Consider the following 21,327-nt stretch of genomic DNA (forward strand, 5'->3'; position numbering starts at 1 on the left):
TCGGGCTGTTCCAGCAGCCCGAAGGACACACCGGCCGCGTCAGCGGCCTGCGGGCACGGCCGCCGGTGCCGACTTCGAGAGGGTCTTCGGAGCGGTGATCCAGCCGAGCACCGCGATGAGGACCAGTGCGGCCAGGACCGGAACGCACGCCACCAGCACGATGGTGCCGGTCGGGACCCCGAGGCCGATGAGCGCGCCGCCCACCACCGGGCCGACGACCGAGCCGAGCCGTCCCATGGACGCGGACCAGCCGACCGCGGTCGTCGCAGTGCCCTGCGGGTACATCGACACCGACAGCGCGGTCTGACCGATCATGCCGGCCTGGATGCCGAGGCCCACGCCGCCGAACACGATCAGCAAGAGCACCTTGTCGGGACCGAGGAACGCGGACACGACGAGGAAGACGATCGCCAGCGACGTGGTGACCAGGAGCACCGACGACATCCGGAACCGCAGCGCACCGATCATGAGGACCGCCGCACCGACGATGCTGCCGACCCCGAGCGCAGCCGAGCCCAACGGTGCCAGCCCAGCCGAGAACCCGTAGCTCGTCAGCAGCGTCGGCAACCACGACGAGAAGACGTAGTACACGGTGAACATCAGGAACGAGAAGCCCCACAGCAGCAGCGTGCGGCTCCGCAGACCCGGGTCGAACAGGCGCGCGACGGACGCCTCGCGCACCGCCGACGCGGTCGCGGCGGCGGCCGGCGCGGGCTCGCCGGCGGCGGCGCGTCCGTCGGGAAGGCCGATCCACAGCAGCGGCAACAGGACGGCCGAGGCCGCGGCGCCGACGAGGAACACCGATTCCCAGCCGAACGCGCCGATCAGGCGCGTGCCCAGCACCCCGGCGATCAGCGCACCGAGGGAGATGCCCATGGTGACGAACACGGCGATCGACTGCCGCAGCCGGGCGGGATTGAGGGCCGTCGCGTGGGAGACGGCCGCCGGCAGGACCGCACCGAGGCCGAGGCCGGTCAGCACGCGCAGGGCGGTGAGTTCGGTGATCGTCGACGCGAACGCGGTCAGCAGCGAGCCGACGGTGAACACCACCACCGCGGCCAGCACGACGCGCCGGGCGCCGAACCGTGCGACGATCCGGCCGCAGGCGAGGTAACCGAGTGCCACGCCGACGCTGGTCAGGGACAGTGCGGGGGTGAAGTGGGACGGTGCGACGTCCCAGTCCTTCGCGAGCGCCGGGACCGACAGGCCCAGGGCGATCGTGTCGTAACCGTCGAGTACGACGGCGACGAAGGTCAGGACGAGGACGGGCCAGTTCGGCGCTGCCTCGTCGGTTCGGGGAGTGGACGATGTGGTGTTGGGTCCGCGCATGGTGGCGTCCTCGGGTCGGTCGATGCCCTGCCAGGGGCGTCGAGTCAGAAGGTTACGCGTCCGCCGTCGCGGCCGCTGAGATGATTCCCTGTGCTTCGACCTCGACGCTGAGGCCGTCCTCGACCAGGGCCGACACCGCGACCAGGGTCGAGCACGGGAAGTCGCCGCGGAACATCTCGGCGCGGGCCCGCCCGACGGCGGCTTTGGCTCCGATGTCCGTGACGTAGATGCGCAGCGCGAGGATGTCGTCGACCTGCGCGCCGCAGGCCTCCACCAGCGCGCGGGTGCGTCGGAACGCCTCCCGCGCCTGGCGGTAGACGTCGGCACCGCCGACGGGACCGTCGGGAGTGCCGGCGTGCATGCCGGAGACGAAGAAGTGCCGGCCGACGACGCGGGCGTTGCTGAACATGTCCGGCCGCGGCGGCTCCGGGACGGCCGGGTGTCCCACCCGGGTCATCGCAGCACCGCGCCGCGACGTTCGTCGGATTCGCGGGTCAGCCGCTCCCGCACCGGCACGAAGTCGTAGGTCGGGTAGCACTCGGTGCGGAACACGCCCCACGCGCGGCGCTCGAGTTCGACGTTGACGGCGGCCAGCCGATCGGCGGGCAGCCGCAGGGTCACGATCTGCCCGATCCCCATCGCGACCACCCACGAAACGACCTCGCACCCCTCGGGCGGGAACCCGTGCCACCAGTCCGCGTCGTCGAGCCGGCCCTGCAACTGTTCGAGGTTCCGGCTCTGATCGTGCCGCAGGACCACGGTGAGCATCATGGTCTCGCCGCTCACGCCGGCACTCCCGCGAGCACCGCCGCCTGCTGCTTCGCGTCGGCTCGGTAGATCCGGCGGATCCGGGAGACACCGAGGTCGTGCTGGTAGAGGTGTTCCTCGACGTCGGCGTCCGCGGCCAGCGCCTCCAGGACGGCGCGGTCCTGTTCGAGCACCTCCCAGTGCCGTTCCTCGAGCCGGGTCCGGTACAGGAAACGCCACGCCTCCCGCTCCCAGCCCGACACCCGCCGGGTGCGCCAGTGGAAGATGGCGGAGTGGTCCCGGTCGATCGGGGTGCACATGCCGACGATGCCGAACACGCCGCCGGGACCGGCATTGGGGGCGTAGGGGATCTCGAGGTCCACGTAGTCCATCGATCCGCGCACGAACTCGACCCAGTCGAAGTTCACGCCGCGCTGGTCGGTCTTCTCGAAGAAGAACCCGCGGTCGGTCTCGCGGATCCGGAACCGCGCCGAGGTGTCGCCGCCGAACATCGAGTGCGAGTTGCGGTGCAGGAAGGCCCCGTGCATCGGATCGAGCACGTTGTCCATGTAGAAGCGCCACGGCCCGGCCCACTCGGCGTAGTTGGGGAACCACGACACCTCCTCGTCCGCAAGCCGGTCCGGCAGGACGAACGGCGTCGGCACGGAGTCGTGGGTCAGGGGCACGAACGCGAAGATCGTGTCGGCGGCCTCGACCACCGACAGCGAGGCGGTCGCGCGTTTGCCCTCGAGCGCGCATCCGGGCATGCCGGGCACGGAGACGACGGTGCCGGTTCCGTCGACCTGCACGCCGTGGTACAGGCAGGCGACGCGGTCACCGAGGTGCTGCCCCACCGACAGCGGGGCGCTGCGGTGCGGGCACCGGTCCTCGAGCATGTGGGCCCCGCCCCGGGCGTCGCGGAACAGCAGCCAGTCCACGCCGAGGCGGGTGACCTTGACCATCGCGCCCGGTTCAACCATGCGCGACGGAAGGATCGGGTACCAGCGGTCGCGCAGGCCGGTCGCCGCGATCTCGTCGGCGTCCATCGGCCGGCGGGTACCGACGGCGAACCGCGGTCCGGCCGGGCGCGGGGCGCCGCTGGTGGTGGTCTGTGCAGTCTCGAAGGTGGTCATGTCATCTCCCCAGTCGTCGCATTTCGGCGCGGAAGGTGTCCTCGGTCCAGGGCCGGCCGTCGGGGCCGTGCAGGCCCAGGCCGTTGAGTCCCTCGACGACACCGGGCAGGTCGTGGGTGCCGGTCCCGAAGATCTCCATGAGTGATCCGGCGAGCTTGTCCTCGTAGGGGGTCAGCGGATCGGGATGGGTCTGTCGTGGTTCCAGGTACGGTTCTGTGAATCGTGCCGGCGCAGTGCGGTTCACGCGAGAACTCCTTCGATGTGGGGGGTGGGGGCGGCGAGCCCGGACCGGTAGCGGGCGGCGAGTCCCTCGGCGATGGCGGCGAAGGCGCCCGCCCATTCCGTGAAGGACTCGGGCCGGGTGAGGTGGATTGGCGCCGGGCAACCGTCGACGACGACGAAGACTCCGTTGTCGATCTCACCCGCGAGCCGCTGCGGCACGGACAGATCGGTGTCGTCGCCGACAGCGGAGGCGACCACCAGTGTGGGGACGGTGATCCGGCCGAGGAGGTCGGCGACGGCGTCGACGTCGCACACGGGATCGGCCAGGATCAGGCTGCGCAGCAGGGTGCCGTGACGATCGGCCGCGCGCAGGGCGGGTTCGGCGTCGGCGCCCGCGGCGTACAGGTGCACCGCGCGGCCGTCGCGCAGCGCCGCGGCGGCCTGCCCGTCGGTCCACCAGGCCGCCTCGGCGCGAATCAGCGGGGTCATCGGGCACCTCCCGTCGGCACGTGCACCGGTGGCACGAACGGTCCGGGCTGCGGGTCGAGGGCGGTCACGTCGACCTCGATCAGCGTGGGCCGGCGCGTCGCGATCGCCTCCCCGAACGCGGACTCGAAGACGCCGGGCCGCTGCACGAGGGTGTACGGCATGCCCATCGAGGCGGCGAGCAGATCGAACCGCGGCGTGTGCAGATCCACCCCGGACCGGCGGAAGCCGTTGGCCTCCTGCATGTTCCGGAGAACGCCGTAGCCGCCGTCGTTGAACACCAGCACGACGCACCAGGCGTCGGACCCGGCGAGCGAGGCGAGCTCGCCGAGGTGCACGGCCAGACCCCCGTCCCCGGCCATCACGACCGTCGGAACGTCCCGGCGGGCATGGGCCGCACCGAGCCCCATGGCGAGGCCCTGCCCGATGCCGCCGCCGAGCGGGAAGATGTTGGTCTCGCGCTCGTAGAACGGCAGCAGGCGGTTGCCCCACTGGCTGGACGGGATCGTCACATCGCGGGCGACCACCGACCGGCGGGGCAGCACGCGGCGCATGCCCTCGCAGATCTCGGCGTAGCCGCCGATGTATGCGGTGAGCGCGGCCCGGCTGCGCTTCCGCGCCGCCTGGACCCGGGCCGCCCACTCGTCGCGCCGGACGGTGCCGTCGAGCGCGTCGAGGATGCCGCGCAGTGCCGTGCGGGCGTCGGCGACGATTCCGACCGTGGCCGGATACACCCGGCCGATCGCGGCGGAATCGATGTCGATCTGCACCTGTGTCGCAGGCAGCGCGAGGTGGTAGCTCTTGGTCTCGTTGGACCGGAAGTGGGTTCCGACGGCGAGCAGGACGTCGGCGTCGGCGAGGAGCCCGGCGACCTCGGGGGACGCCGCGAAGTTCCCGACGACGAGGTCGTCGTCCTCGGACACGATGCCCCGTCCGGAGTTGCTGGTGAGAATCCCGGCCCCGAGCCGGTGGGCGAGGGCGCGCAGTTCGTCGCCGGCGCCGGCGGCGCCCCCACCGAGCCACAGCAGCGGCCGCTCGGCGGAGGCGAGCACCGCGGCGGCGTGGTCCAGCGCAGCAGCGTGGGGGGCCGGTGGCTGCGCGATCCGGGCCTCCGCCACTCGCTGTTCGTCCGGCGACGCCAGATACTGCAGGTCGGTGGGCCATTCGACGCTGGCGGGTCCCTGCGGCGCCGACAGGATGCGGGCGATCGCGGCCTCGAGTTCCGCCTCGGCGTCCTTGGCGTCGGTGATCGTCGCCGCGTACCGGGAGACGGCGTCGAGCATCTGCCGTTGCCGGGGGAATTCGTGGATCACGCCGCGGCTCGACGCGGCCGGTTCGGGCGTGAGGTATTCGCTTTCGATCTGGCCGGTCACGTGCAGGACGCGGCTGCCGGCGGTGAGGGCCTCGATCATCGATCCGGCGGCGTTGCCGGCGCCGGTGCCGGTGCTCGTCAGCGCCACGCCGATGCGGCCCGAGGCGCGGGCGTACCCGTCCGCGGCGTTGACCGCGGCGGCCTCGTGCCGCACCTCGACGAAGTTCAGGTCGCGGGCGACGGCCTCGACGAGGGGCAGGTTGTGGATGCTGACGACGCCGAACGCGGTGTCGATGCCGTGCCGGCGCATGACCGACACGAGGACGTCGCCGCCGGTGGCGCGCCGACCCGACGCGGATGAGGGGGTGTCCATGTTTCCTCCGATGCAGATGACCACTGGCGGGTCAGACGTAGCGCCCGACACCGCCGCCGACGTCGACGGTCGCGCCGGTCACGTAGCTGTTGCGGGGTGAGAGCAGGGTGGTGACGGGGAAGGCGACCTCGTCCGCGATTCCGAAGCGGCCCAGTCCGATCCCGCGGTCTGCGGCGATCTCGGCGCTCCACTCGTCGAAGGCGCGGCCGTCACCGGATTCGGCGTGGCGGCGCTGCCACTGACCGGTGTCGACGAGGCCGAGCAGCACCGAGTTGACGCGGATGCCGTCGGGTGCGAGTTCCCCGGACAGGGACTGCGCCAGGTTGAGCAGTCCGGCACGGGCCGCCGAGGTGACGGCGAGCCGCAACTCGGGTTGCCGCGCGAGGATCGCGTTGACGATCACCACGGAGGCCGCATCGGACTTCGCGAGCGCCGGCCGTGCCGCGCGGATCAGATGCAGGGCGCCGAAGATCTTGAGTTCGAACTCGTCCCGGATCTGCTCGTCGGTGGTGTCGGTGAGGGTGGACATCAGCGAGCGTCCGGCGTTGCACACCACCCCGTCGATCCCCCCGAACCGGTCGACGACCGCATCGGCGAAGGCCTGCACGGAGTTCCGGTCGGTGACGTCGCACGCGACGGTGAGGACATCGGCCGGGTCGGCCGTCAACGTGCCGGCGGCGGCGCGCAGGCGGTCGAGGTCCCGCGCGCACAGTGCCACTCGGGCGCCTTCTGCGGCGAGCATCCGGGCGGTGGCGAGGCCGACACCGGAACTCGCGCCGGTGACGATCACCGTGCGTCCGGTGAGGTGCAGGTCCATGGGATCTCCGTGGGGTTCGGGTGCTCGCCGGGCGAGCAGGTCAGTTCAGGACGAATCCGCCGTCGACGACGACGGTCTGGCCGGTGACGAAGGCGGCGTCCTCCGACAGGAGGAACCGGACGACCCCGGCGACGTCCTCGGGGGTCTGGTCACGCGGGAGGGCGCGGCCCTGCGCGTAGGTGGCGTAGCGGGCGGCGGGAACGGATTCGGTGGCCTCGACCCGGACGAGCCCGGGGGCGACGGCGTTGACCCGCACCCCGTGCGGGCCGGCGTCCCGGGCCATCGAACGGGTCATCGCGACGACGGCGCCCTTGGAGGCGACGTAGTGGATCAGCCGGGGCGATCCGTAGAAGGCCACGTCGGACGCCATGTTCACGATCGCGCCCCGGTTGGCGGCGAGCAGCGGCCACAGGTGCTTGGTCACCATCCAGGTGCCGCGCACGTTGACCGAGGTGATGCGGTCGAATTCGCTCTCGGACAGTTCCCAGAACGCGTCCCCGCCGACGCCGTCGGCGATGGCCGCGTTGTTGACCAGGCCCGTCAGCGGACCCTCGTCCGCCAGTCGCGTCGCGAGAGCGCGCACGGAGCCGGCATCCGCGATGTCCGTGACCACCGCGATCGCGTCGCCGCCGCGTTCGCGCAGGGCACGGGCGGCGCCCTCGGCGGTGTCCGCGTTGCGCTCGGCGATCACCACCCGGCGTCCGTCGGCACACAACCGCTCGGCGATGCAGTAGCCGAGGCCGCGGCCGGCCCCGGTCACCACGACGGTTCCGCTCATCACGCGGCTCCTTCCCAGAATCGGACGAGTTCGCAGGCGACCGTGCGGGGCTGCTCCTGGATCGCCGCGTGACCCGCATCGGCGACGACGACGAGCCGCGCCCCGGGGATCGCGTCCGCCAGGAGCTGCGATTCGGCGACGCCGGTGACGACGTCGTGTTCGCCGACGAGGACCAGGGTGGGGACGGTCAGGGTGGGCAGGATGGGCCCGTGGTCGGTGGTCGCCATGCCTTCCGCGGCCGCCGCGTATCCGGCGAGGCGCACGGCGGCCATGTCGGCGGCGACGCGTGAGCGGACGGCGTCGGGCGCTCCGGGCGCCGTGAGTTTCGGTGCCCGCTCCGCCGCGAACCGGTCGGCGCCGGCCTCGCGCAGGGCGCGGATGCGGTCGCGCATGGCGGCGGCGCGTTCGGGCGACGTGCCCGATCCCCGGGTGCTGTCGGCGAGGACGAGCGTGCGTACCCGGTCGGGCCGGCGCCGCGCGACCTCGAGCGCGACGACTCCGCCCCACGACGTGCCCACCAGGTGCACGGGCCGGACCGGGTCGATGTCGTCGAGGACGCGTAGGACGTCCGAGGCGTGCTCGTGCTGCATTCCGGCGGGGTCGGCGGAGCGGCCGTACCCCGCGGCGTCGAGCCGGTACGTCGCGTGTCCGCGGGCGGCGAGTTCCGCCGCGAGCGGTGCACACGAGTTCGCGTTGCCGCCGATGCCGTGCAGCAGGAGCACCGGATCCCCCGTCCCGAGCCGCTCGACGTGCAGGTGCCCGGTCACCGCGGCGTCCGCGGTCACGACGGCGCTCCGGCCGCGAGGCCGGCCCCGTAGAAGTAGTCGGGGTCGCGGGCCTCGACGCGGTCGCGGTGGCCCGGGTCGGGGCTGCCGGCCATGGCGGCGCGCACGGTCGTGGTGGGTGGCCCGGCCGTCCCCCACTGGTCGGACAGTTCCGGTGTGCGCTTCCACGTGCGGCACAGCCAGGCGTCCTCGTCGATCTGGGCGACCTCGGAGGTGTACTCGCACACCAGGCCCGCGGGGTCGGTGAAGTAGGAGAAGGTGTTGTCGCCGGGGCCGTGCCGGCCCGGGCCCCACTGCGGCGCGATGCCGTGCGCCCGGAGCCCGCCGATGCCGCGCATGAAGTGATCGAGGCTCTGCATCTCGTACGCCACATGGTTGAGCGAGGGCCACGACGCCCGGTTGAGCGCAATGACGTGGTGGTCGGAGTTGCAGCGGAGGAAGGACATCTGCCGTTCCGACCAGTCGGAGATCCGCATGCCGAGCACCTGCGTGTAGAAGGCGGTGGTGCGTTCGATGTCGGTCGTGTTGAGCACGACGTGGGCGATCTTGCGGGGGATGGCCCGGCGGCCGGCCGGTTCCTGCTCGGTCACCGCGTGGGTGTCGGCCGACAACTCGAGGCACCGCCCCTCCGGATCGACCAGTTGCAGCCCGTAGCCGCCACCGGCGTCGTCGAGCGGGCCCGGCGTGCGCAGCATCGGGATGCCGAGCCGGTCGAGGGCCAGTGCGGCGTCGTCGACCTCGCGCGGGGTGGCGAGGGCGAAGCTGATCCGTCCCAGCGCGTTGACGTCCGCCCGTTCGACCGCGAGCACGTGGTGCTCGGGTCCGGTGGCGCGCAGCCAGAATCGGTCGCCGTCGGCCTCGACGGTCGTCAGTCCCCATGCCTCGTGGTAGAAGTCCCGCGACGCGGCGGGGTCCGGCACCGAGAGGGTCACCGAGCGCAGGGCGCGCAGCCGGCAGACGGGCGAGTCACTGTAGCGCGGAAGTTGGTGGTGGTACATGCGTTCCGGTTCCCTTCTCACAGATCCAGTACGAGTTCGGCGGAGCGGCAACGGGACACGCACGGGAACATCGTCGATCCGGCGGCGTGTTCGGACTCGGTGAGCAGGAAGTCGCGGTGGTCCACGTCGCCCTTGATCACCGCGACCTCGCACGTCCCGCAGATGCCTTCGGTGCACGAGCTGGGTACGGGCACACCGGCGGCGGCGAGGGCGTCGAGCACCGACACGGTAGGCGGCACCGGGATGCGGCGGCCGGTGCTCTCGACGATCACGTCGAAGGCGGTGTCCTCTCCCGAGCGCGGCGCCGGTTCCGGGGCCGCGAACCGTTCGGTGCGCACCTGACCGGGGTCCGGGACGGTCGCGGCCACCGCGTCCATGAGGGGGGCGGGACCACAGCAGTAGACGACGGCGGTCGGCGGCAGGCCGGACAGCAGCCCGGCGAGGTCCGGCAGGCCCCCGGCCTCGTCGTCGGCGTGGACGGTCACCTGCTCGGCGGGATGGGCGGCGATCTCGTCGACGAACGCCATGGCCCGCCGGGAGCGTCCGGCGTAGAGCAGGCGCCACGGCCGTCCCGTCGCCCGCAGTTCCCGCATCATCGCGACGATCGGGGTGATGCCGATGCCGCCGGCCACGAGGACGTGGTCGGTCGCGACGGCGTCGAGGGCGAAGGCGCTGCGCGGTCCGTCGACGTCGATCTCCGCGCCGATCTGCAGCGACTCGTGCACGTAGGCGCTGCCCCCGCGGGAGCGCTCGGCGCGCAGCACGGCGACCGTCCAGCGCGTGATGTCCCGCGGATCCGAGCACAGCGAGTACTCGCGCACCACACCGTTCGGCAGGTGCAGGGCGAGATGCGCGCCCGGCTGCCACTGCGGCAACGGCGCACCGGTCGGATCGACGAACGTCACGCTGGTGACTCCGTCTGCCTCCCAGGTCTTCTGGTGGACGCGGAGGCGACGTCGGACGGACTGCTCCATCGGTGATCTCCCTGTCGGTGGAGGGTCTTCTCGGAGGCGTCAGCGGGTGACGCCGTACATCTCCGAGCTCGGCGGATAGGTGGGCAGCTGCGGCTTCGCGGCGCCGATGATCACGCAGAACAGGGCGTCGGTGTCGCCCACGTTCGCGAGGCTGCGCGGCACGCCGGCGGGAACCCGGATCATGTCGCGGTAGCCGAGCCGTCGGACGGCCTTCCGGGTGCCGTCCTCGACGTCGTGGACCGCGACCTCGAGCTCGCCCTCGAGCACGAAGAACACCTCCTCGACGTCGTGGTGGGTGTGCTCGGGGCCGACCGCACCGGCGGGCAGCCGCATGTTGGACAGGGTGAAGTGCTCGGCGGGCAGCGTGCGGGCGTCGCCCTCGTGGTTGCCGGTGGCACCGGAGCCGATATAGCGGATCTGGGCGCGCTTGAAGCGATCTCCGCCCTTGGCGGCCTGGAAGCCGAGGGTGTCCCAGTCCTCGTAGCGGCTGTCGCGGCTGGCGATGCAGGAGTCGATGAGGGCTTCGAGGTCGACGGTGGTCTTCTCGGGTGCGGCCATGACGGTGGGTCCTTTCGTGCGGTGGGGGGTTCAGGCGCGATGCGCGACGGCTTCGATCTCGACGGTGGCGCCGTAGGGCAGGGCGGCGACCTCGACGAACGAGCGGGCGGGCCGGGGCTCGGCGAAGACCTTCTCGTAGTGGCGGTTCGCCTCGTCGCGGAGCGTCACGTCGGTCACGAAGTACGTGGTCTTGACGACGTCGGCCAGGGTCATGCCGATGGTCGCGAGGCGCTCGCCGAGGCGGGCGATCGCGGCGTCGAGGGCGGCGGTCGTACCGTCGACGGCGATTCCGTGCTCGTCGACCGACAGGGCGCCGGAGACGAACCCGAAGCCTGCGACGGCGTAGGCGGGGCTGTACGGGTGGGCGGCGCGGTCGTGGGTCGCGGTCATCGAATCGGTCACCGGGAAGGGTCCTTTCGGGTTTCTGTCGGGTCGGGGGTGGCCCAGGCGATCGGTTCGCCGGACAGGTCGAGGTAGATGCTCTTCTGATCGCAGTACTGGCGGATGCCCTCGCGTCCCTTCTCGGTGCCGAGACCGCTGTCGCCGAGACCGGTGAAGGGCGTCGAGATGCTGAACTGCTTGTAGGTGTTGATCCAGACGGTGCCCGCCTTCACCGCGCCGGCCACGCGCCACGCCCGCCGGTAGTCGGAGGTCCAGATGCCGCAGGCCAACCCGTACACCGAGTCGTTCGCCTGCGCGATCAGGTCCTCCTCGTCGTCGAAGGACAGCACGACGGCCACCGGACCGAAGACCTCCTCGCGGCAGATCGTCGCGGAGTTGTCGACTCCGGTGAGCACCGTGGGCGGGTAGTACGCGCCGGACGAGAGCCGTTCGTCGGCCGGGATCGCGCCCCCGCACAACGCCCGGGCCCCGGCGGCGACGGCGTCGTCGACCATCGCGGCCACCCGGTCCCGATGCGCGAAGGTGACCATCGGAGCCACCCGGGTGCGCGGGTCCGTGCCGGGGCCGAGACGCAGGGCCGCTGCGCGCCGGACGAGTTCGCCGGTGAAGGTCTCGGCGATGCTGCGGTGGACGAAGATCCGGGATCCGGCGATGCAGCTCTGCCCGGACGAGGAGAAGACGCCGTAGAGGACGCCGGCGAGGGCCTGTTCGAGATCGGCGTCCTCGAACACGATCGTCGGGGACTTGCCGCCGAGTTCGAGAGTGATCGGCATGAGCTTGTCGGCGGCGAGATGCGCGAGGTGCCGGCCGGTTTCGGTGCCGCCGGTGAAGGTGACCTTGGCGACGTCCGGGTGCCGGACCAGCGCCTCGCCGACGGTACGCCCGGAGCCCGGCAGGACCGAGAGCACCCCGGCGGGCAGCCCGGCCGCCTCGCAGATGCGGGCGAGACGCAGCGTCACCCACGGCGCCCACACCGGGGGCTTGCTCACGACGGCGTTGCCGGCCGCGAGGGCCGGGGCGATCTTCTGGGCGTCGGACGCGATCGGTGAGTTCCACGGCGTGATCGCGGCGACGACGCCCATCGGCTGGTACGTCGACATGGTCAACCACGGCCCGCGGGGCGTGGTCAGTGCGGAGTCCATCGTCTCGAGTGCGGCCGCGGTGTAACGAAACGTGTTGGCGGCGCTGGCAACCAGGGCCCGGGTCTCGGTCAGCACCTTACCGGTGTCGAGGGTCTGGAGCCGTGCCACCCGTTCGGCCTCGTCGTCGAGGGCGTTGCCGACGCGGTGCAGGACCCGTGCACGCTCGTGCGGGAGCAGTGTCGACCACCCGCCGTGGGCGGCGCGCAGACCTTCGGTGACGGCCCGGTCGACGTCGTCGACGGTCGCGGTGTGCAGGCTCGCGAAGACCCGGCCGGTGGCGGGGTCGACGGACTCGATGCACTCACCGAGTCCACGCTGCCATCGGCCGGCGACGAGGATCTCGTCGACCGTGTCGACGGACTCGGGCTCGTGCTCGGCGGATCCCACCTGGAGAGGGGACGCGTAAGCAATGGGCATGAGGGAGGTCCGTTCGGTCGGGACGGACGCGGACCACGCTGCTCTCGGAACCGGAGGGTGGTGCGCGCCGAGTCGATATCTTTGCACTAAGAGATTTGTATCGTCTTAGCGCAAAGAGGTCAATAGCCGAATCCCCAGATCAGCCGGTCCTTACGCCGGATTTACGGGGCCGAAACGGAGGAGACGCAGGTCACAGCGGTGTGGCGGGCACCATAGAGGTCTCGAAATTTTTCTCGGCGGACGCCCGACTGCGGTGTCAGACCGGCCGATCGGCGTCCGAGTCCACGCCCACACCGGTGCCCGAGTCCTCGAACTCGGCCGCTCGGGCGGAGTGCTCCAGACGGGCGAGCAGGCGCGCCAGCGTCTCGCGCTCGCCGGCGTCGAGGTCGCCGAGCATCGCGCGCAACTTGGCGAAGTGCGCGTCGGCGACCGAGTCGACGAGCGCGGCACCGGCGGGTGTGAGCTCGACATACACCACCCGGGCGTCCTGGCTGTCCTTCGATCGGGTCACCAGGCCCGCCTGCTCGAGCCGATTGACGCGCAGCGACAGCCCGCCGGTGGTGACCAGCGTCTGATCGGCCAGCTCCCCCGCGGTGAGCCGATGATGCGGCACGGCGCGACGCAGGCAGGCGAGAACGTCGAACCCCGAATCGTTGATCCCGTGCTCCTCGAACGTGGGCGCGATGCGGGACTTGTAGACGAGGAAGCTCCGATGGAGGCGGCCGAACACCTTCAGCCCCGACACGTCGAGTTCGGGACGGGCCACGGCCCAATGCGCGACGATGGCGTCCACGGCGTCGCGATCCCCAGGCTCTCCCACAATGCCGGGAGTCTACCCCCGGCACGACCGAGAACCCGTCCGGCCACGCACAGCGGGCCGCGCAGTGCGGGCGCGACGGAGGGGACGCCGAACGGATCGCCGCCGCTCGTCGTCGCCGTCACTTCTTCTCGCACAAGCCGATTCGACCCGCCGATCGTCCACGTCACCGAATACCCGCCCGGCACGCCGGATCGTTGCCACCACGAGAGACCTGCACACCTCTTCCGCGAGCCCGGATCTACCGGCAATCCCGTTCCGGTGCCGCACCGGTGCTTTCCGGATCGCGGTAGCGGCCGATGAGCTCCGCGCCGATCCGGGCGAGTTCCGCCCGGACGGAAGGCGGTTCGGTCACCTCGATCATCGCGCCCCAGCCGGCGAGAGTGCGAGCGATGTCCAGCGGCGTCGGTGCGGCGACGCGGACCCGGACGCGCCCGTCGCCGAGTTCGCCGGCGGCGTGGCAGTGCCGGCCGAAGTGGTCGCGCAGGATCGGCACGAACCGGGCCGCGAGCAGTACGGTCGCCCACGTACGTGACCGCCGCTGCTCGACCTCGCCGACGACCTGCCGCCACGCGGCGTCGAGCGCGAAGCCGTCCGGGCGCGCGGCCGGTTCGTCGGTCGGTTCGGCCCGGACGATCCGATCGACGCGAAAGGTGCGCTGTCCGCGATCGGTCCCCGCGATCAGGTACCAGATGTCGTCCTTGTCGACGAGACCCCACGGGTCCACCAGCCGCTCACTACGCTCGCGCGCGCTGTCGGTGTACACGAGGCGCACTCTCCGTCGCCGCACGACGGCGGCCTGCAGAACATCGACCGTCTCGGGCCGGTGCCGGTCTCGCGCGCCCCACCGGGCGGGATCGATCATCGTGGCGTCCGCAGCGGCCTCGGCGTCGGCCCGGAACGTCGACGGCAGCGCCCGCACCAGCTTGCGCAGGGCGGACTTGACCTCACCGGAGACGGCCGCCGCGGGGCCGACGAGCAGGAACAGTGCCTGCGCCTCGGCAACCGAGAGCCCGCTGAGGTCGGTGCGGGCGCCGCCGACGAGCGACCACCCACCGCCGCGTCCAGGCTGCGGATACACCGGGATCCCCGCCGCGGACAGCGCCTCGAGGTCGCGGCGCGCAGTGGCCACGGATACCTCGAGTTCGGCGGCGAGTTCGGCGGCGGTCACCCGCCCACGGCTCTGCAGGAGCAGCAGGGCGGCGACGAGACGGTCGGCGCGCACCCCCGAAATGTCTCACGAAAAGTGCTCGGAAGGTGAGCGCTTTCGCCCGCAGGATGGATGTCGACACCCCCGAGGAAAGGAACGAGCCATGCTGCGAGGACTCTCCACCGTCAGCTTCTTCGCCGATGACCTGACGGCCGCCGGTGCCTGGTACACCGAACTGCTCGGCGTCGAGCCGTACTTCCGACGCTCCGTCGAGGGCCGGCTTGCGTACCTCGAGTTCCGCACCGGCGACCACGGGCACGAACTCGGGATCATCGACAGCCGGTTCGTCGCCCACGACCGCCCCGCGCAGCCCGGCCCCGCGACGACCTACTGGCACGTCGACGATCCCGCGGCCGCCCTCGAGCGGCTCGAATCGATGGGCGCGACGGTGCACGACAAGCCGGTCGAGCACGGACCCGGATTCGTCACCGCCTCGGTGGTCGACCCGTTCGGCAACGTGCTCGGCGTGATGTACAACCAGCACTACCTGGACGTGCTGGCGCGGACGGAGCCGTGACGGACCGTCGGCGGTCGCCGAGCGACGCGGGGTGGGATGTCGGCGGCGCGGGCCACGCAATCGTTCAGCGCCACCGCCCCAGCAGCTCACCCGCCCGCTCGGCCAGGCTGGCCTGCAGCAACGGCCCGAAGCTGATCCGGGCGACGCCGAGCGCAGCGAACGACGCGAGATCGTTCTTCGCCGGGTGGGCGATCGCATTGACCGGCAGCGGCAGCTCCGACGTCAGGCGCCGCTGGATCTCGTCGCTGTGGAAGCCCACCGGATAGAGCACATCGGCGCCGGCATCTGCGGCCAGCTTCAAGCGGTCGATCGCCCGGTCCACCCGGTCGGACTCGTCACCGATCTTCTTGACGAACAGATCGGTGCGGGCATTGACCACCAGGTGCACACCGGCGGCGTCGGCGGCGGCACGCAACCCGGCCACGTACTCGGCGTGCTCGGCCGGCTCGCGCAGCCGGCCACCCTCACTGTGCACGGTGTCCTCGACGTTCAATCCGACAGCGCCCGCCCCGAGCAGCCCCTCGACGATCCGAGCGGGGGCCTCGCCGTAACCGGCCTCCACATCCACCGAGATCGGCACGTCGACCGCTGCGGTGACCTGCCGGACCCGGGTCAGCAGCTCCTCGAACGTCATACCCTCGTTGTCCGGCTTGCCGACCGAGTCGGCCACCGGGTGACTGCCCATCGTCAACGCGGCGAATCCGGCCTGCACCGCCAGATTCGCCGACCAGGCATCCCACACGGTCGGCAGCACCACCGGGTCACCCGGAACGTGCAGAGACTTCAGCGCTACAGCCTTCTCGGCAAGAGTCGTCATGCCGCATCCAACCACACACGTCCCACAGCCTTCCCGGCGAACGCACCGCACCCCGAGTGCGGATGAGCGCCGGGTGCCGAGGCAGGGGGCAGGGGGCAGGGGGCAGGGGCAGCGAGAAGACCGGGCCCCGTGCCGTTCGCAGTGAACGGCACGGGGCCCGGTTCTCGTCGAGTCGTCCTATCGGACGCTGACCTTCTCGGGTTCCGGCTTCTTCTCGGGAGCGCGGTCCACCTGGGCAGGTGCAGCGGAGACGGTCACGTCGTCGGGGACGTCGGCGTCGAGCCGGTGCGGCTCCTGCGCGTAGTGGAAGTGCGGGCGCCGGTGGCCGAGGAAGGATCCGAACCACGACATCACCGCGACGTAGCGGTTGCGGAAGCCCACCATGTAGACCAGGTGCACGGCCAGCCACAGCACCCAGGCGACGAAGCCGCTCAGCTCGATCTTTCCGACGCGGGTGATCGCGCGGAAGCGGTTGATGATGGCCATGCTGCCCTTGTCCCGGTACTTGAACCGGGTGCCCACCGGCTGCTTGCCGAGGATGGTCCGCGCGACGTGGCGGCCACCCTGCATCGCGACGGGCGACTGCCCGGGCAGGTTGTTCAGCGACGTCATGTCGCCGATGGCGTACACGTCGGCGTAGCCGCCCACGGTGAGGTCCGGGTTGACCAGCAGCCGGCCCGCACGGTCGGTGGCGCAGCCGGTGCGCTCGGCGAGGACTCCGGCGAAGTCGTTGGCGCGCACGCCGGCCGACCAGATGATCGTCTCGGCGGTGATCCGGCGCTCCTCGTCGCCCGCCTTGAGCGTGGCACCGTGCTCGTCGATGTCGGTGACGAAGGTGCCGAGCACGACGTCGACACCCGACTTCTGCAGCGACTGCTTGGTGTACTCGCTGAGCTTGCCACCGAAGGCCGGGAGGGCCTCGCCCGCGCCCTCGACGAGGGTGACGGAGACGTCGTCGGCGCTGATGTCGTGGAACGACTGCTCGAAGTAGCGGCCCGCGAGTTCCTTGATCTGGCCGGCGAGCTCGACGCCCGTCGCGCCGGCACCGATGACCACGAAGCTCAGCAGGTTGCGGCGGCGCTCCGGGTCGGTGGTGGTGTGCGCCTCCTCGAAGCACCGCAGGATCTGCCGGCGCAGCCGCTCGGCGTCCTCGACGGTCTTGAGGGCGTAGGTGACCTTCTCGAACTCGTCGCGGCCGAAGTACGCCTGGCGCGCACCGGTCGCCGCGACGAGCGAGCGGTACCCGACGGTGTGGACGACGCCGCCGGCAACGTAGTCGACCTCGTGCACGTCGGGCCGCACGTCGACGACCCGGCCGAGGCGGACGTCCGCGCTGGGGTACTTGGCGAGGATGGAGCGGATCGACGGGGCGATCTCGCCGGCCGAGAGCACGCCGGTGGCGACCTGGTACAGCAGGGGCTGGAAGAGATGTTCGGTGGTCTCCGAAATCAGGACGAACGGCGTCCCGGCCTTGGCGAGCTTCTTCGCCGTTGCCAGCGCGCCGAAGCCCGAACCGACGACGACGACCTCGGTCCGATCGGTCACTGCTGCGCTACCCACGATTACCTCTACCTCCACCTTGAAGTCGATGTATGACAACCACCGTATGGAGGAGACAGTCCGATGACCACCAACCTGCCGTATTCGCGGAAGTCTTATCTCGATCGCTCATAAGTAGGATGGGGGCATGGACTTCCGGCAGCTGCGTTACTTCCTCGCCGTGAGCGAGGAGCTGAGCTTCAGCAGGGCCGCGCAGAAGTGCTTCATTTCCCAGTCCGCCATCAGTCACCAGATCACCCGGCTCGAGAAGGAACTCGATACGTCGCTGTTCGAGCGGTCCACCCGGGTGGTGCGGTTGACCCCCGCCGGTTCGCGGCTGGTCCCCATCGCGCAGCAGGTGCTCAGCCTCGAGGCGCAGGCGTATGCGGTGGCGCGCGAACCACGCAACCGCATCCGCATCGCCGCCAACATGACCTTCGCGTCCCAGAGCCTCGATGCCATCGCCCACGTCCGCGAGCAGTACCCGGCGATCGACATCGAGTTCGTCATCAAGAGCTTCGCCGACCGGATCGACGCCGTCGCCGGCGGCGACGCCGACGTCGCCCTGATCCGCGGCGGCGTCGACCGCCCGGGTCTCGAGACCGTGGAACTGGGGATCGAGGACCTGGTCATCGTCACGTCGAGCCGGCACCCGCTTTCCGCGTTCTCCACCGTCGACCTCGGCGACCTGGCGCCCTACCCGCTGCTGCTGCCGCCCCGGCCCAGCCAGGTGCTCATCCACACGGTGATCGAGGACGCCTTCCGCGCGGTGGGACGCCGGGTGCAGCTCGGGCCGTCGATCGCGAGCGACCACACCGCCACCCTCGACGTCATCACCAATCCGCGGGCGTGGACGGTCCTGTACCCGAGCACCGCCGCGGAGACCCCCCGGACGGGCCTGGCCTACATGCGCGAGGCGCGCAATCGCCTCAGCGTCCCGGTGTGCGGCGTGGTCCGCAGCGACGCGCCCCGCTCGTCGGCCATGTCGAGCCTGATCCTCGCGCTGCGACGGTCGATGACCAGCGAGGCACCGCCGGGACCCGAGGACTGAACACGCAGCCGCGCGGTCGCCGCAATGCGCACCGATCCGGCGGCGTTTCGTGGAAGGATGACCCGATCCGGCGGCGGATCCACGCGGTGAGGAGCGATCATGCAGCGAACCGAGACTTCGTTCACCAGTGCCGACGGCACCCGCATCGTCTACGACGTGTGGTCGCCCGGCGGGGACCCGACCGGCGTGCTCGTGCTGTGTCACGGATTCGGCGAACACGCACGTAGATACGACCACGTGATCGAGCGCCTCGGCGATCTCGGCCTCACGGTGTACGCGCTCGACCACCGCGGGCACGGCCGCTCCGGCGGCAGGCGCGTATATCTGCGGGAGATGGCCGAGTACACCGGCGACGTGAACCGGCTGTTCGGCATCGCCTCCTTCGACAACCCCGGCCTGCCGCGGTTCCTGCTCGGCCACTCCATGGGCGGGGCCGTCGCCCTGGCCTACGCGCTCGAACATCCCGACGAGCTCACCGCCCTCGTCCTCTCCGGCCCCGCGGTCGACGTCACCTCCGGCACGCCGCGCGTCGTCGTCGAACTCGGCAAGCTCATTGGGCGCGTGCTGCCGCAGCTACCGGTGCAGAAGCTCGACTCCGCGGGCGTCTCCCGCGACCCCGACGTCGTCGCCGCGTACGAAGCCGATCCGCTGGTGCACCACGGGCTCGTGCCCGCCGGCATCGCGCGGGCCCTCGTCGTCACCGGGGAGAGCCTCCCCGACCGGCTGCCTGCGCTGAACCTGCCGGTCCTGCTGCAGCACGGCGCCGAGGACCGGTTGACCGCCCCGGCCGGCAGCCGGCTCGTCGCCGAGCGGGTCGGGTCGCCGGACGTGACCCTGAAGTTGTACGACGGCCTCTACCACGAGGTGTTCAACGAACCGGAGAAGAAGCAGGTCCTCGACGACCTCGTGGAATGGCTCCGGCCGAGGCTCACCTGACGTGGCCGCCGAACCGTCCGCGCGCATGCCGGCCGCGTTCCTCGGGCACGGCAGCCCCCGCAACGCGCTCGACGCGAACCGCTACACCCAGGCGTGGCGGGAGTTCGGGCGCGCGGTCCCCACGCCGCGCGCGATCCTCGCGATCTCGGCGCACTGGTTCATCAACGCCACCGCCGTCACCGCCATGCCCAGCCCGCGCACGATCCACGACTTCTTCGGCTTCGAGCAGCGACTGTTCGACGTGCAGTACCCGGCGCCGGGGCTGCCCGAACTGGCCGAGGAGATCGCCGACGCCGTGCATCCGACCTGGGTCGGCGCGGACGTCGACTCGTGGGGCATCGACCACGGCACCTGGTCGGTGCTCACCCACGCCTTCCCGGCTGCGGACGTGCCGGTCGTGCAGCTGAGCCTGAACGCCTACAAGGATTTCGACTACCACCTCGAACTCGGCGCGAAGCTCGCGCCGCTACGCGAACGGGGCGTGCTCGTCGTGGCCAGCGGCAACATCGTGCACAACCTCGCCGGCATGGATCGGCGCCTCCCGGACGAGGGGTTCGACTGGGCGCACCGGTTCGACGCGGCGGCGCGGGTCATGATCATGGACCGCCCCGACGGCGTCGCGAGTCTCGACGGGCACGCCGACTTCGACCACGCGGTCCCCACCACGGATCACTTCCTGCCGCTGCTGTACCTCGCGGGCCTGGCGGGTGTGGGCGACGATCTCGTCGAGCCACTGGTCGACGGCTTCGCGTACGGATCGCTGTCGATGAGCGCCTACACCCTCGGGGTCACGTGCACGGCCGGCGACGACGGGCCCCCGTCCGCCGGGTTCCCCGAGACCCCGAACCCGTCCGACACCAACACCTGACCGCTCGGGCGTGCGACCGACCGCTCGGGCATGCGACCGAATGTCACACCGCGTCGCTCGGATCGAATGGATGTGACATCGGGCCGCCACCACGGGGTCATGCCGTATGGCGACGCTCCTGCGCGACGACGGTGCGCCGCACGAAGTCGATGCTGTAGTGCAGCAGCGTGCGGGCCTCGGGCAGCACCTGCCCTATCACCGGGAAGGCGTGCACCTGACCGGCCCACAGGTGGGTCTCGACCGTCGCGCCCACCTCGTCGAAGGCGCCGGTCATGATCTCGACGTCGGGTCGGGTGATCTCGTACTCGGCGACGGAGAAGAACACGGGCGGGAACAGCGCCGGATCGGCCCGGACGGGCGACTCCTCGCCCTCGATGTAGTCGGGACCGGCGAGCCAGCGGTCGCGCAGCTTCTCGACCTGCCGCATCGGCAGGTACGCGTCGCGCTTCATGAAGTCGGGGTCGTGCTCCTCGAGTTCGAGGTTGAGCAGCGGCGAGTAGCCGATCACCGCGGCCGGCCGGATCATGCCGCGCAGCGCGGCGATCTCGGCGACCTTCATCGCCAGGTAGCCGCCGGCCGAGTCACCGGCGACGACGATGCGGGTGGGGTCCTCGACCGTCTCGAGCAGCGCGGTGTAAGCAGCCATCGCGTCGATGACGGAGGTACCGATCGAGCCCACGGGAAGCTGCCGGTAGGCGACGGAGTACACCGGAACCCCCGACTCGGCGGCGAGCAGTGAGCACACGGTGCGGTGGGTGGCGAGGCCGCAGAACACGAAGGCGCCGCCGTGGAAGTACAGGATGGTGGCCCCGGCGAGCGAGTCCCGGGCGGGGCGCGGCGGTTCGATGCGCTCGCTGGGCACCCCGCCGAGGGTCAGGGGGTTGATGTCGACGCCACGCGGGCGGGGCAGCAGCTTGTCGACGCGACGGTCGAGCCGGCTGAGGGTCTCGATGCCCCGGTCGGTGGCAGGCCACCAGGTGAAGAGCGGCTTCACGAAGATCCGCACGAACCAGAAGACGAGGATCGCCCGCAGGCTCACCGTCCAGTGCCAGATCGTCGATCCGTGGGTGTGCATGTACGCCACGATAGGACGAGGCCG

The 21,327-nt window shown here is 71.2% G+C and carries 24 protein-coding genes; 4 read left to right on the forward strand and 20 right to left on the reverse strand.

From position 1 onward, the window contains the following. Nucleotides 1–39 precede the first annotated feature (39 nt). The 17 genes from ACWPOB_RS26185 to ACWPOB_RS26265 all read right to left on the reverse strand — a co-directional run bounded on the left by ACWPOB_RS26185 (nucleotide 40) and on the right by ACWPOB_RS26265 (nucleotide 14,515). On the reverse strand, nucleotides 40–1,329 hold the full coding sequence (locus tag ACWPOB_RS26185; RefSeq protein ID WP_455402614.1) for an MFS transporter: 1,290 nt from the start codon (nucleotides 1,327–1,329) through the stop codon (nucleotides 40–42). Nucleotides 1,330–1,381: 52 nt separating this feature from the next. Further along, nucleotides 1,382–1,786 carry a RidA family protein gene (locus ACWPOB_RS26190; RefSeq protein WP_029546490.1) on the reverse strand — a complete coding sequence of 135 codons (405 nt, stop codon included), beginning with the start codon at nucleotides 1,784–1,786 and terminating at the stop codon, nucleotides 1,382–1,384. After that, on the reverse strand, nucleotides 1,783–2,100 hold the full coding sequence (locus ACWPOB_RS26195) for a hypothetical protein (protein ID WP_043802519.1): 318 nt from the start codon (nucleotides 2,098–2,100) through the stop codon (nucleotides 1,783–1,785). Before ACWPOB_RS26195 ends, ACWPOB_RS26190 begins: the two co-directional genes overlap by 4 nt. Nucleotides 2,101–2,111: 11 nt before the next feature. After that, complete coding sequence (locus ACWPOB_RS26200; protein ID WP_100058460.1) at nucleotides 2,112–3,209, reverse strand: Rieske 2Fe-2S domain-containing protein; 1,098 nt, start codon at nucleotides 3,207–3,209, stop codon at nucleotides 2,112–2,114. A 1-nt stretch (nucleotide 3,210) separates the two neighbouring features. Beyond that, a complete protein-coding gene (locus ACWPOB_RS26205) occupies nucleotides 3,211–3,453 on the reverse strand; it encodes a recombinase-like helix-turn-helix domain-containing protein (protein ID WP_100058459.1) in 243 nt (80 codons plus the stop codon). Then, a complete protein-coding gene (locus tag ACWPOB_RS26210; protein ID WP_455402615.1) occupies nucleotides 3,450–3,920 on the reverse strand; it encodes an alpha/beta fold hydrolase in 471 nt (156 codons plus the stop codon). The genes ACWPOB_RS26205 and ACWPOB_RS26210 overlap by 4 nt, the downstream gene beginning before the upstream one ends. Further along, nucleotides 3,917–5,602, reverse strand: a complete 1,686-nt coding sequence (locus ACWPOB_RS26215) for a thiamine pyrophosphate-binding protein (RefSeq protein ID WP_455402616.1) — start codon at nucleotides 5,600–5,602, stop codon at nucleotides 3,917–3,919. Before ACWPOB_RS26215 ends, ACWPOB_RS26210 begins: the two co-directional genes overlap by 4 nt. A 31-nt stretch (nucleotides 5,603–5,633) precedes the next feature. Continuing rightward, complete coding sequence (locus ACWPOB_RS26220; protein WP_100058843.1) at nucleotides 5,634–6,419, reverse strand: SDR family oxidoreductase; 786 nt, start codon at nucleotides 6,417–6,419, stop codon at nucleotides 5,634–5,636. Between the two features lie 40 nt (nucleotides 6,420–6,459). Beyond that, entirely contained in the window at nucleotides 6,460–7,197 is a 738-nt protein-coding gene (locus ACWPOB_RS26225; RefSeq protein ID WP_100058844.1) for an SDR family oxidoreductase, read from the reverse strand. Continuing rightward, the gene (locus ACWPOB_RS26230) at nucleotides 7,197–7,982 is read right to left on the reverse strand and encodes an alpha/beta fold hydrolase (protein ID WP_455402617.1); all 786 of its coding nucleotides are present in this window, start codon (nucleotides 7,980–7,982) and stop codon (nucleotides 7,197–7,199) included. The genes ACWPOB_RS26225 and ACWPOB_RS26230 overlap by 1 nt, the downstream gene beginning before the upstream one ends. Continuing rightward, nucleotides 7,979–8,980: a VOC family protein gene (locus ACWPOB_RS26235; protein ID WP_455402618.1), complete on the reverse strand. Its 1,002-nt coding sequence runs from the start codon at nucleotides 8,978–8,980 to the stop codon at nucleotides 7,979–7,981. The genes ACWPOB_RS26230 and ACWPOB_RS26235 overlap by 4 nt, the downstream gene beginning before the upstream one ends. 17 nt (nucleotides 8,981–8,997) lie before the next feature. Next, the gene (locus tag ACWPOB_RS26240; protein ID WP_455402629.1) at nucleotides 8,998–9,885 is read right to left on the reverse strand and encodes a PDR/VanB family oxidoreductase; all 888 of its coding nucleotides are present in this window, start codon (nucleotides 9,883–9,885) and stop codon (nucleotides 8,998–9,000) included. A 108-nt stretch (nucleotides 9,886–9,993) separates the two neighbouring features. Further along, on the reverse strand, nucleotides 9,994–10,512 hold the full coding sequence (locus ACWPOB_RS26245; protein WP_006938328.1) for a cupin domain-containing protein: 519 nt from the start codon (nucleotides 10,510–10,512) through the stop codon (nucleotides 9,994–9,996). Between the two features lie 30 nt (nucleotides 10,513–10,542). Then, the gene (locus ACWPOB_RS26250; protein ID WP_455402619.1) at nucleotides 10,543–10,914 is read right to left on the reverse strand and encodes a RidA family protein; all 372 of its coding nucleotides are present in this window, start codon (nucleotides 10,912–10,914) and stop codon (nucleotides 10,543–10,545) included. Beyond that, nucleotides 10,911–12,473, reverse strand: coding sequence for an aldehyde dehydrogenase (locus tag ACWPOB_RS26255; protein ID WP_455402620.1), 1,563 nt, complete (start codon nucleotides 12,471–12,473; stop codon nucleotides 10,911–10,913). Before ACWPOB_RS26255 ends, ACWPOB_RS26250 begins: the two co-directional genes overlap by 4 nt. A gap of 256 nt (nucleotides 12,474–12,729) precedes the next feature. Beyond that, on the reverse strand, nucleotides 12,730–13,266 hold the full coding sequence (locus ACWPOB_RS26260) for a MarR family winged helix-turn-helix transcriptional regulator (protein WP_006938322.1): 537 nt from the start codon (nucleotides 13,264–13,266) through the stop codon (nucleotides 12,730–12,732). 265 nt (nucleotides 13,267–13,531) lie between these two features. Continuing rightward, nucleotides 13,532–14,515, reverse strand: coding sequence for a helix-turn-helix transcriptional regulator (locus ACWPOB_RS26265; protein WP_455402621.1), 984 nt, complete (start codon nucleotides 14,513–14,515; stop codon nucleotides 13,532–13,534). A gap of 88 nt (nucleotides 14,516–14,603) precedes the next feature. Here ACWPOB_RS26265 and ACWPOB_RS26270 point away from each other — a divergent pair, with 88 nt between their 5' ends. After that, nucleotides 14,604–15,017, forward strand: a complete 414-nt coding sequence (locus ACWPOB_RS26270; RefSeq protein WP_455402622.1) for a VOC family protein — start codon at nucleotides 14,604–14,606, stop codon at nucleotides 15,015–15,017. A gap of 64 nt (nucleotides 15,018–15,081) precedes the next feature. Here ACWPOB_RS26270 and ACWPOB_RS26275 read toward each other — a convergent pair whose 3' ends face one another. Together ACWPOB_RS26275 and ACWPOB_RS26280 are read right to left on the reverse strand one after the other, a co-directional pair. Next, nucleotides 15,082–15,834 carry an isocitrate lyase/PEP mutase family protein gene (locus ACWPOB_RS26275; protein WP_455402623.1) on the reverse strand — a complete coding sequence of 251 codons (753 nt, stop codon included), beginning with the start codon at nucleotides 15,832–15,834 and terminating at the stop codon, nucleotides 15,082–15,084. A gap of 177 nt (nucleotides 15,835–16,011) precedes the next feature. After that, complete coding sequence (locus ACWPOB_RS26280; RefSeq protein ID WP_455402630.1) at nucleotides 16,012–17,379, reverse strand: NAD(P)/FAD-dependent oxidoreductase; 1,368 nt, start codon at nucleotides 17,377–17,379, stop codon at nucleotides 16,012–16,014. A gap of 142 nt (nucleotides 17,380–17,521) precedes the next feature. Here ACWPOB_RS26280 and ACWPOB_RS26285 point away from each other — a divergent pair, with 142 nt between their 5' ends. The 3 genes from ACWPOB_RS26285 to ygiD all read left to right on the forward strand — a co-directional run bounded on the left by ACWPOB_RS26285 (nucleotide 17,522) and on the right by ygiD (nucleotide 20,228). Then, complete coding sequence (locus ACWPOB_RS26285) at nucleotides 17,522–18,424, forward strand: LysR family transcriptional regulator (protein WP_100055486.1); 903 nt, start codon at nucleotides 17,522–17,524, stop codon at nucleotides 18,422–18,424. Between the two features lie 99 nt (nucleotides 18,425–18,523). Then, a complete protein-coding gene (locus ACWPOB_RS26290; protein ID WP_100055487.1) occupies nucleotides 18,524–19,360 on the forward strand; it encodes an alpha/beta hydrolase in 837 nt (278 codons plus the stop codon). A gap of 25 nt (nucleotides 19,361–19,385) precedes the next feature. Then, nucleotides 19,386–20,228 carry a 4,5-DOPA-extradiol-dioxygenase gene (ygiD, locus tag ACWPOB_RS26295; protein ID WP_100055501.1) on the forward strand — a complete coding sequence of 281 codons (843 nt, stop codon included), beginning with the start codon at nucleotides 19,386–19,388 and terminating at the stop codon, nucleotides 20,226–20,228. 97 nt (nucleotides 20,229–20,325) lie between these two features. Here the strand turns inward: ygiD and ACWPOB_RS26300 are convergent, their stop codons facing one another. Continuing rightward, on the reverse strand, nucleotides 20,326–21,303 hold the full coding sequence (locus tag ACWPOB_RS26300; RefSeq protein ID WP_455402624.1) for an alpha/beta hydrolase: 978 nt from the start codon (nucleotides 21,301–21,303) through the stop codon (nucleotides 20,326–20,328). Between the last annotated feature and the right edge of the window lie 24 nt (nucleotides 21,304–21,327).

The organism is Rhodococcus sp. 2H158, from assembly GCF_053764755.1.

Bases quoted from the DNA above. Each gene is read 5' to 3' on its own strand.
- ACWPOB_RS26185 (WP_455402614.1), bottom strand. From the start codon at position 1,329: ATGCGCGGACCCAACACCACATCGTCCACTCCCCGAACCGACGAGGCA.
- ACWPOB_RS26190 (WP_029546490.1), bottom strand. From the start codon at position 1,786: ATGACCCGGGTGGGACACCCGGCCGTCCCGGAGCCGCCGCGGCCGGAC.
- ACWPOB_RS26195 (WP_043802519.1), bottom strand. From the start codon at position 2,100: ATGATGCTCACCGTGGTCCTGCGGCACGATCAGAGCCGGAACCTCGAA.
- ACWPOB_RS26200 (WP_100058460.1), bottom strand. From the start codon at position 3,209: ATGACCACCTTCGAGACTGCACAGACCACCACCAGCGGCGCCCCGCGC.
- ACWPOB_RS26210 (WP_455402615.1), bottom strand. From the start codon at position 3,920: ATGACCCCGCTGATTCGCGCCGAGGCGGCCTGGTGGACCGACGGGCAG.
- ACWPOB_RS26215 (WP_455402616.1), bottom strand. From the start codon at position 5,602: ATGGACACCCCCTCATCCGCGTCGGGTCGGCGCGCCACCGGCGGCGAC.
- ACWPOB_RS26220 (WP_100058843.1), bottom strand. From the start codon at position 6,419: ATGGACCTGCACCTCACCGGACGCACGGTGATCGTCACCGGCGCGAGT.
- ACWPOB_RS26225 (WP_100058844.1), bottom strand. From the start codon at position 7,197: ATGAGCGGAACCGTCGTGGTGACCGGGGCCGGCCGCGGCCTCGGCTAC.
- ACWPOB_RS26235 (WP_455402618.1), bottom strand. From the start codon at position 8,980: ATGTACCACCACCAACTTCCGCGCTACAGTGACTCGCCCGTCTGCCGG.
- ACWPOB_RS26245 (WP_006938328.1), bottom strand. From the start codon at position 10,512: ATGGCCGCACCCGAGAAGACCACCGTCGACCTCGAAGCCCTCATCGAC.
- ACWPOB_RS26255 (WP_455402620.1), bottom strand. From the start codon at position 12,473: ATGCCCATTGCTTACGCGTCCCCTCTCCAGGTGGGATCCGCCGAGCAC.
- ACWPOB_RS26270 (WP_455402622.1), top strand. From the start codon at position 14,604: ATGCTGCGAGGACTCTCCACCGTCAGCTTCTTCGCCGATGACCTGACG.
- ACWPOB_RS26275 (WP_455402623.1), bottom strand. From the start codon at position 15,834: ATGACGACTCTTGCCGAGAAGGCTGTAGCGCTGAAGTCTCTGCACGTT.
- ACWPOB_RS26285 (WP_100055486.1), top strand. From the start codon at position 17,522: ATGGACTTCCGGCAGCTGCGTTACTTCCTCGCCGTGAGCGAGGAGCTG.
- ACWPOB_RS26290 (WP_100055487.1), top strand. From the start codon at position 18,524: ATGCAGCGAACCGAGACTTCGTTCACCAGTGCCGACGGCACCCGCATC.
- ygiD (WP_100055501.1), top strand. From the start codon at position 19,386: ATGCCGGCCGCGTTCCTCGGGCACGGCAGCCCCCGCAACGCGCTCGAC.
- ACWPOB_RS26300 (WP_455402624.1), bottom strand. From the start codon at position 21,303: ATGCACACCCACGGATCGACGATCTGGCACTGGACGGTGAGCCTGCGG.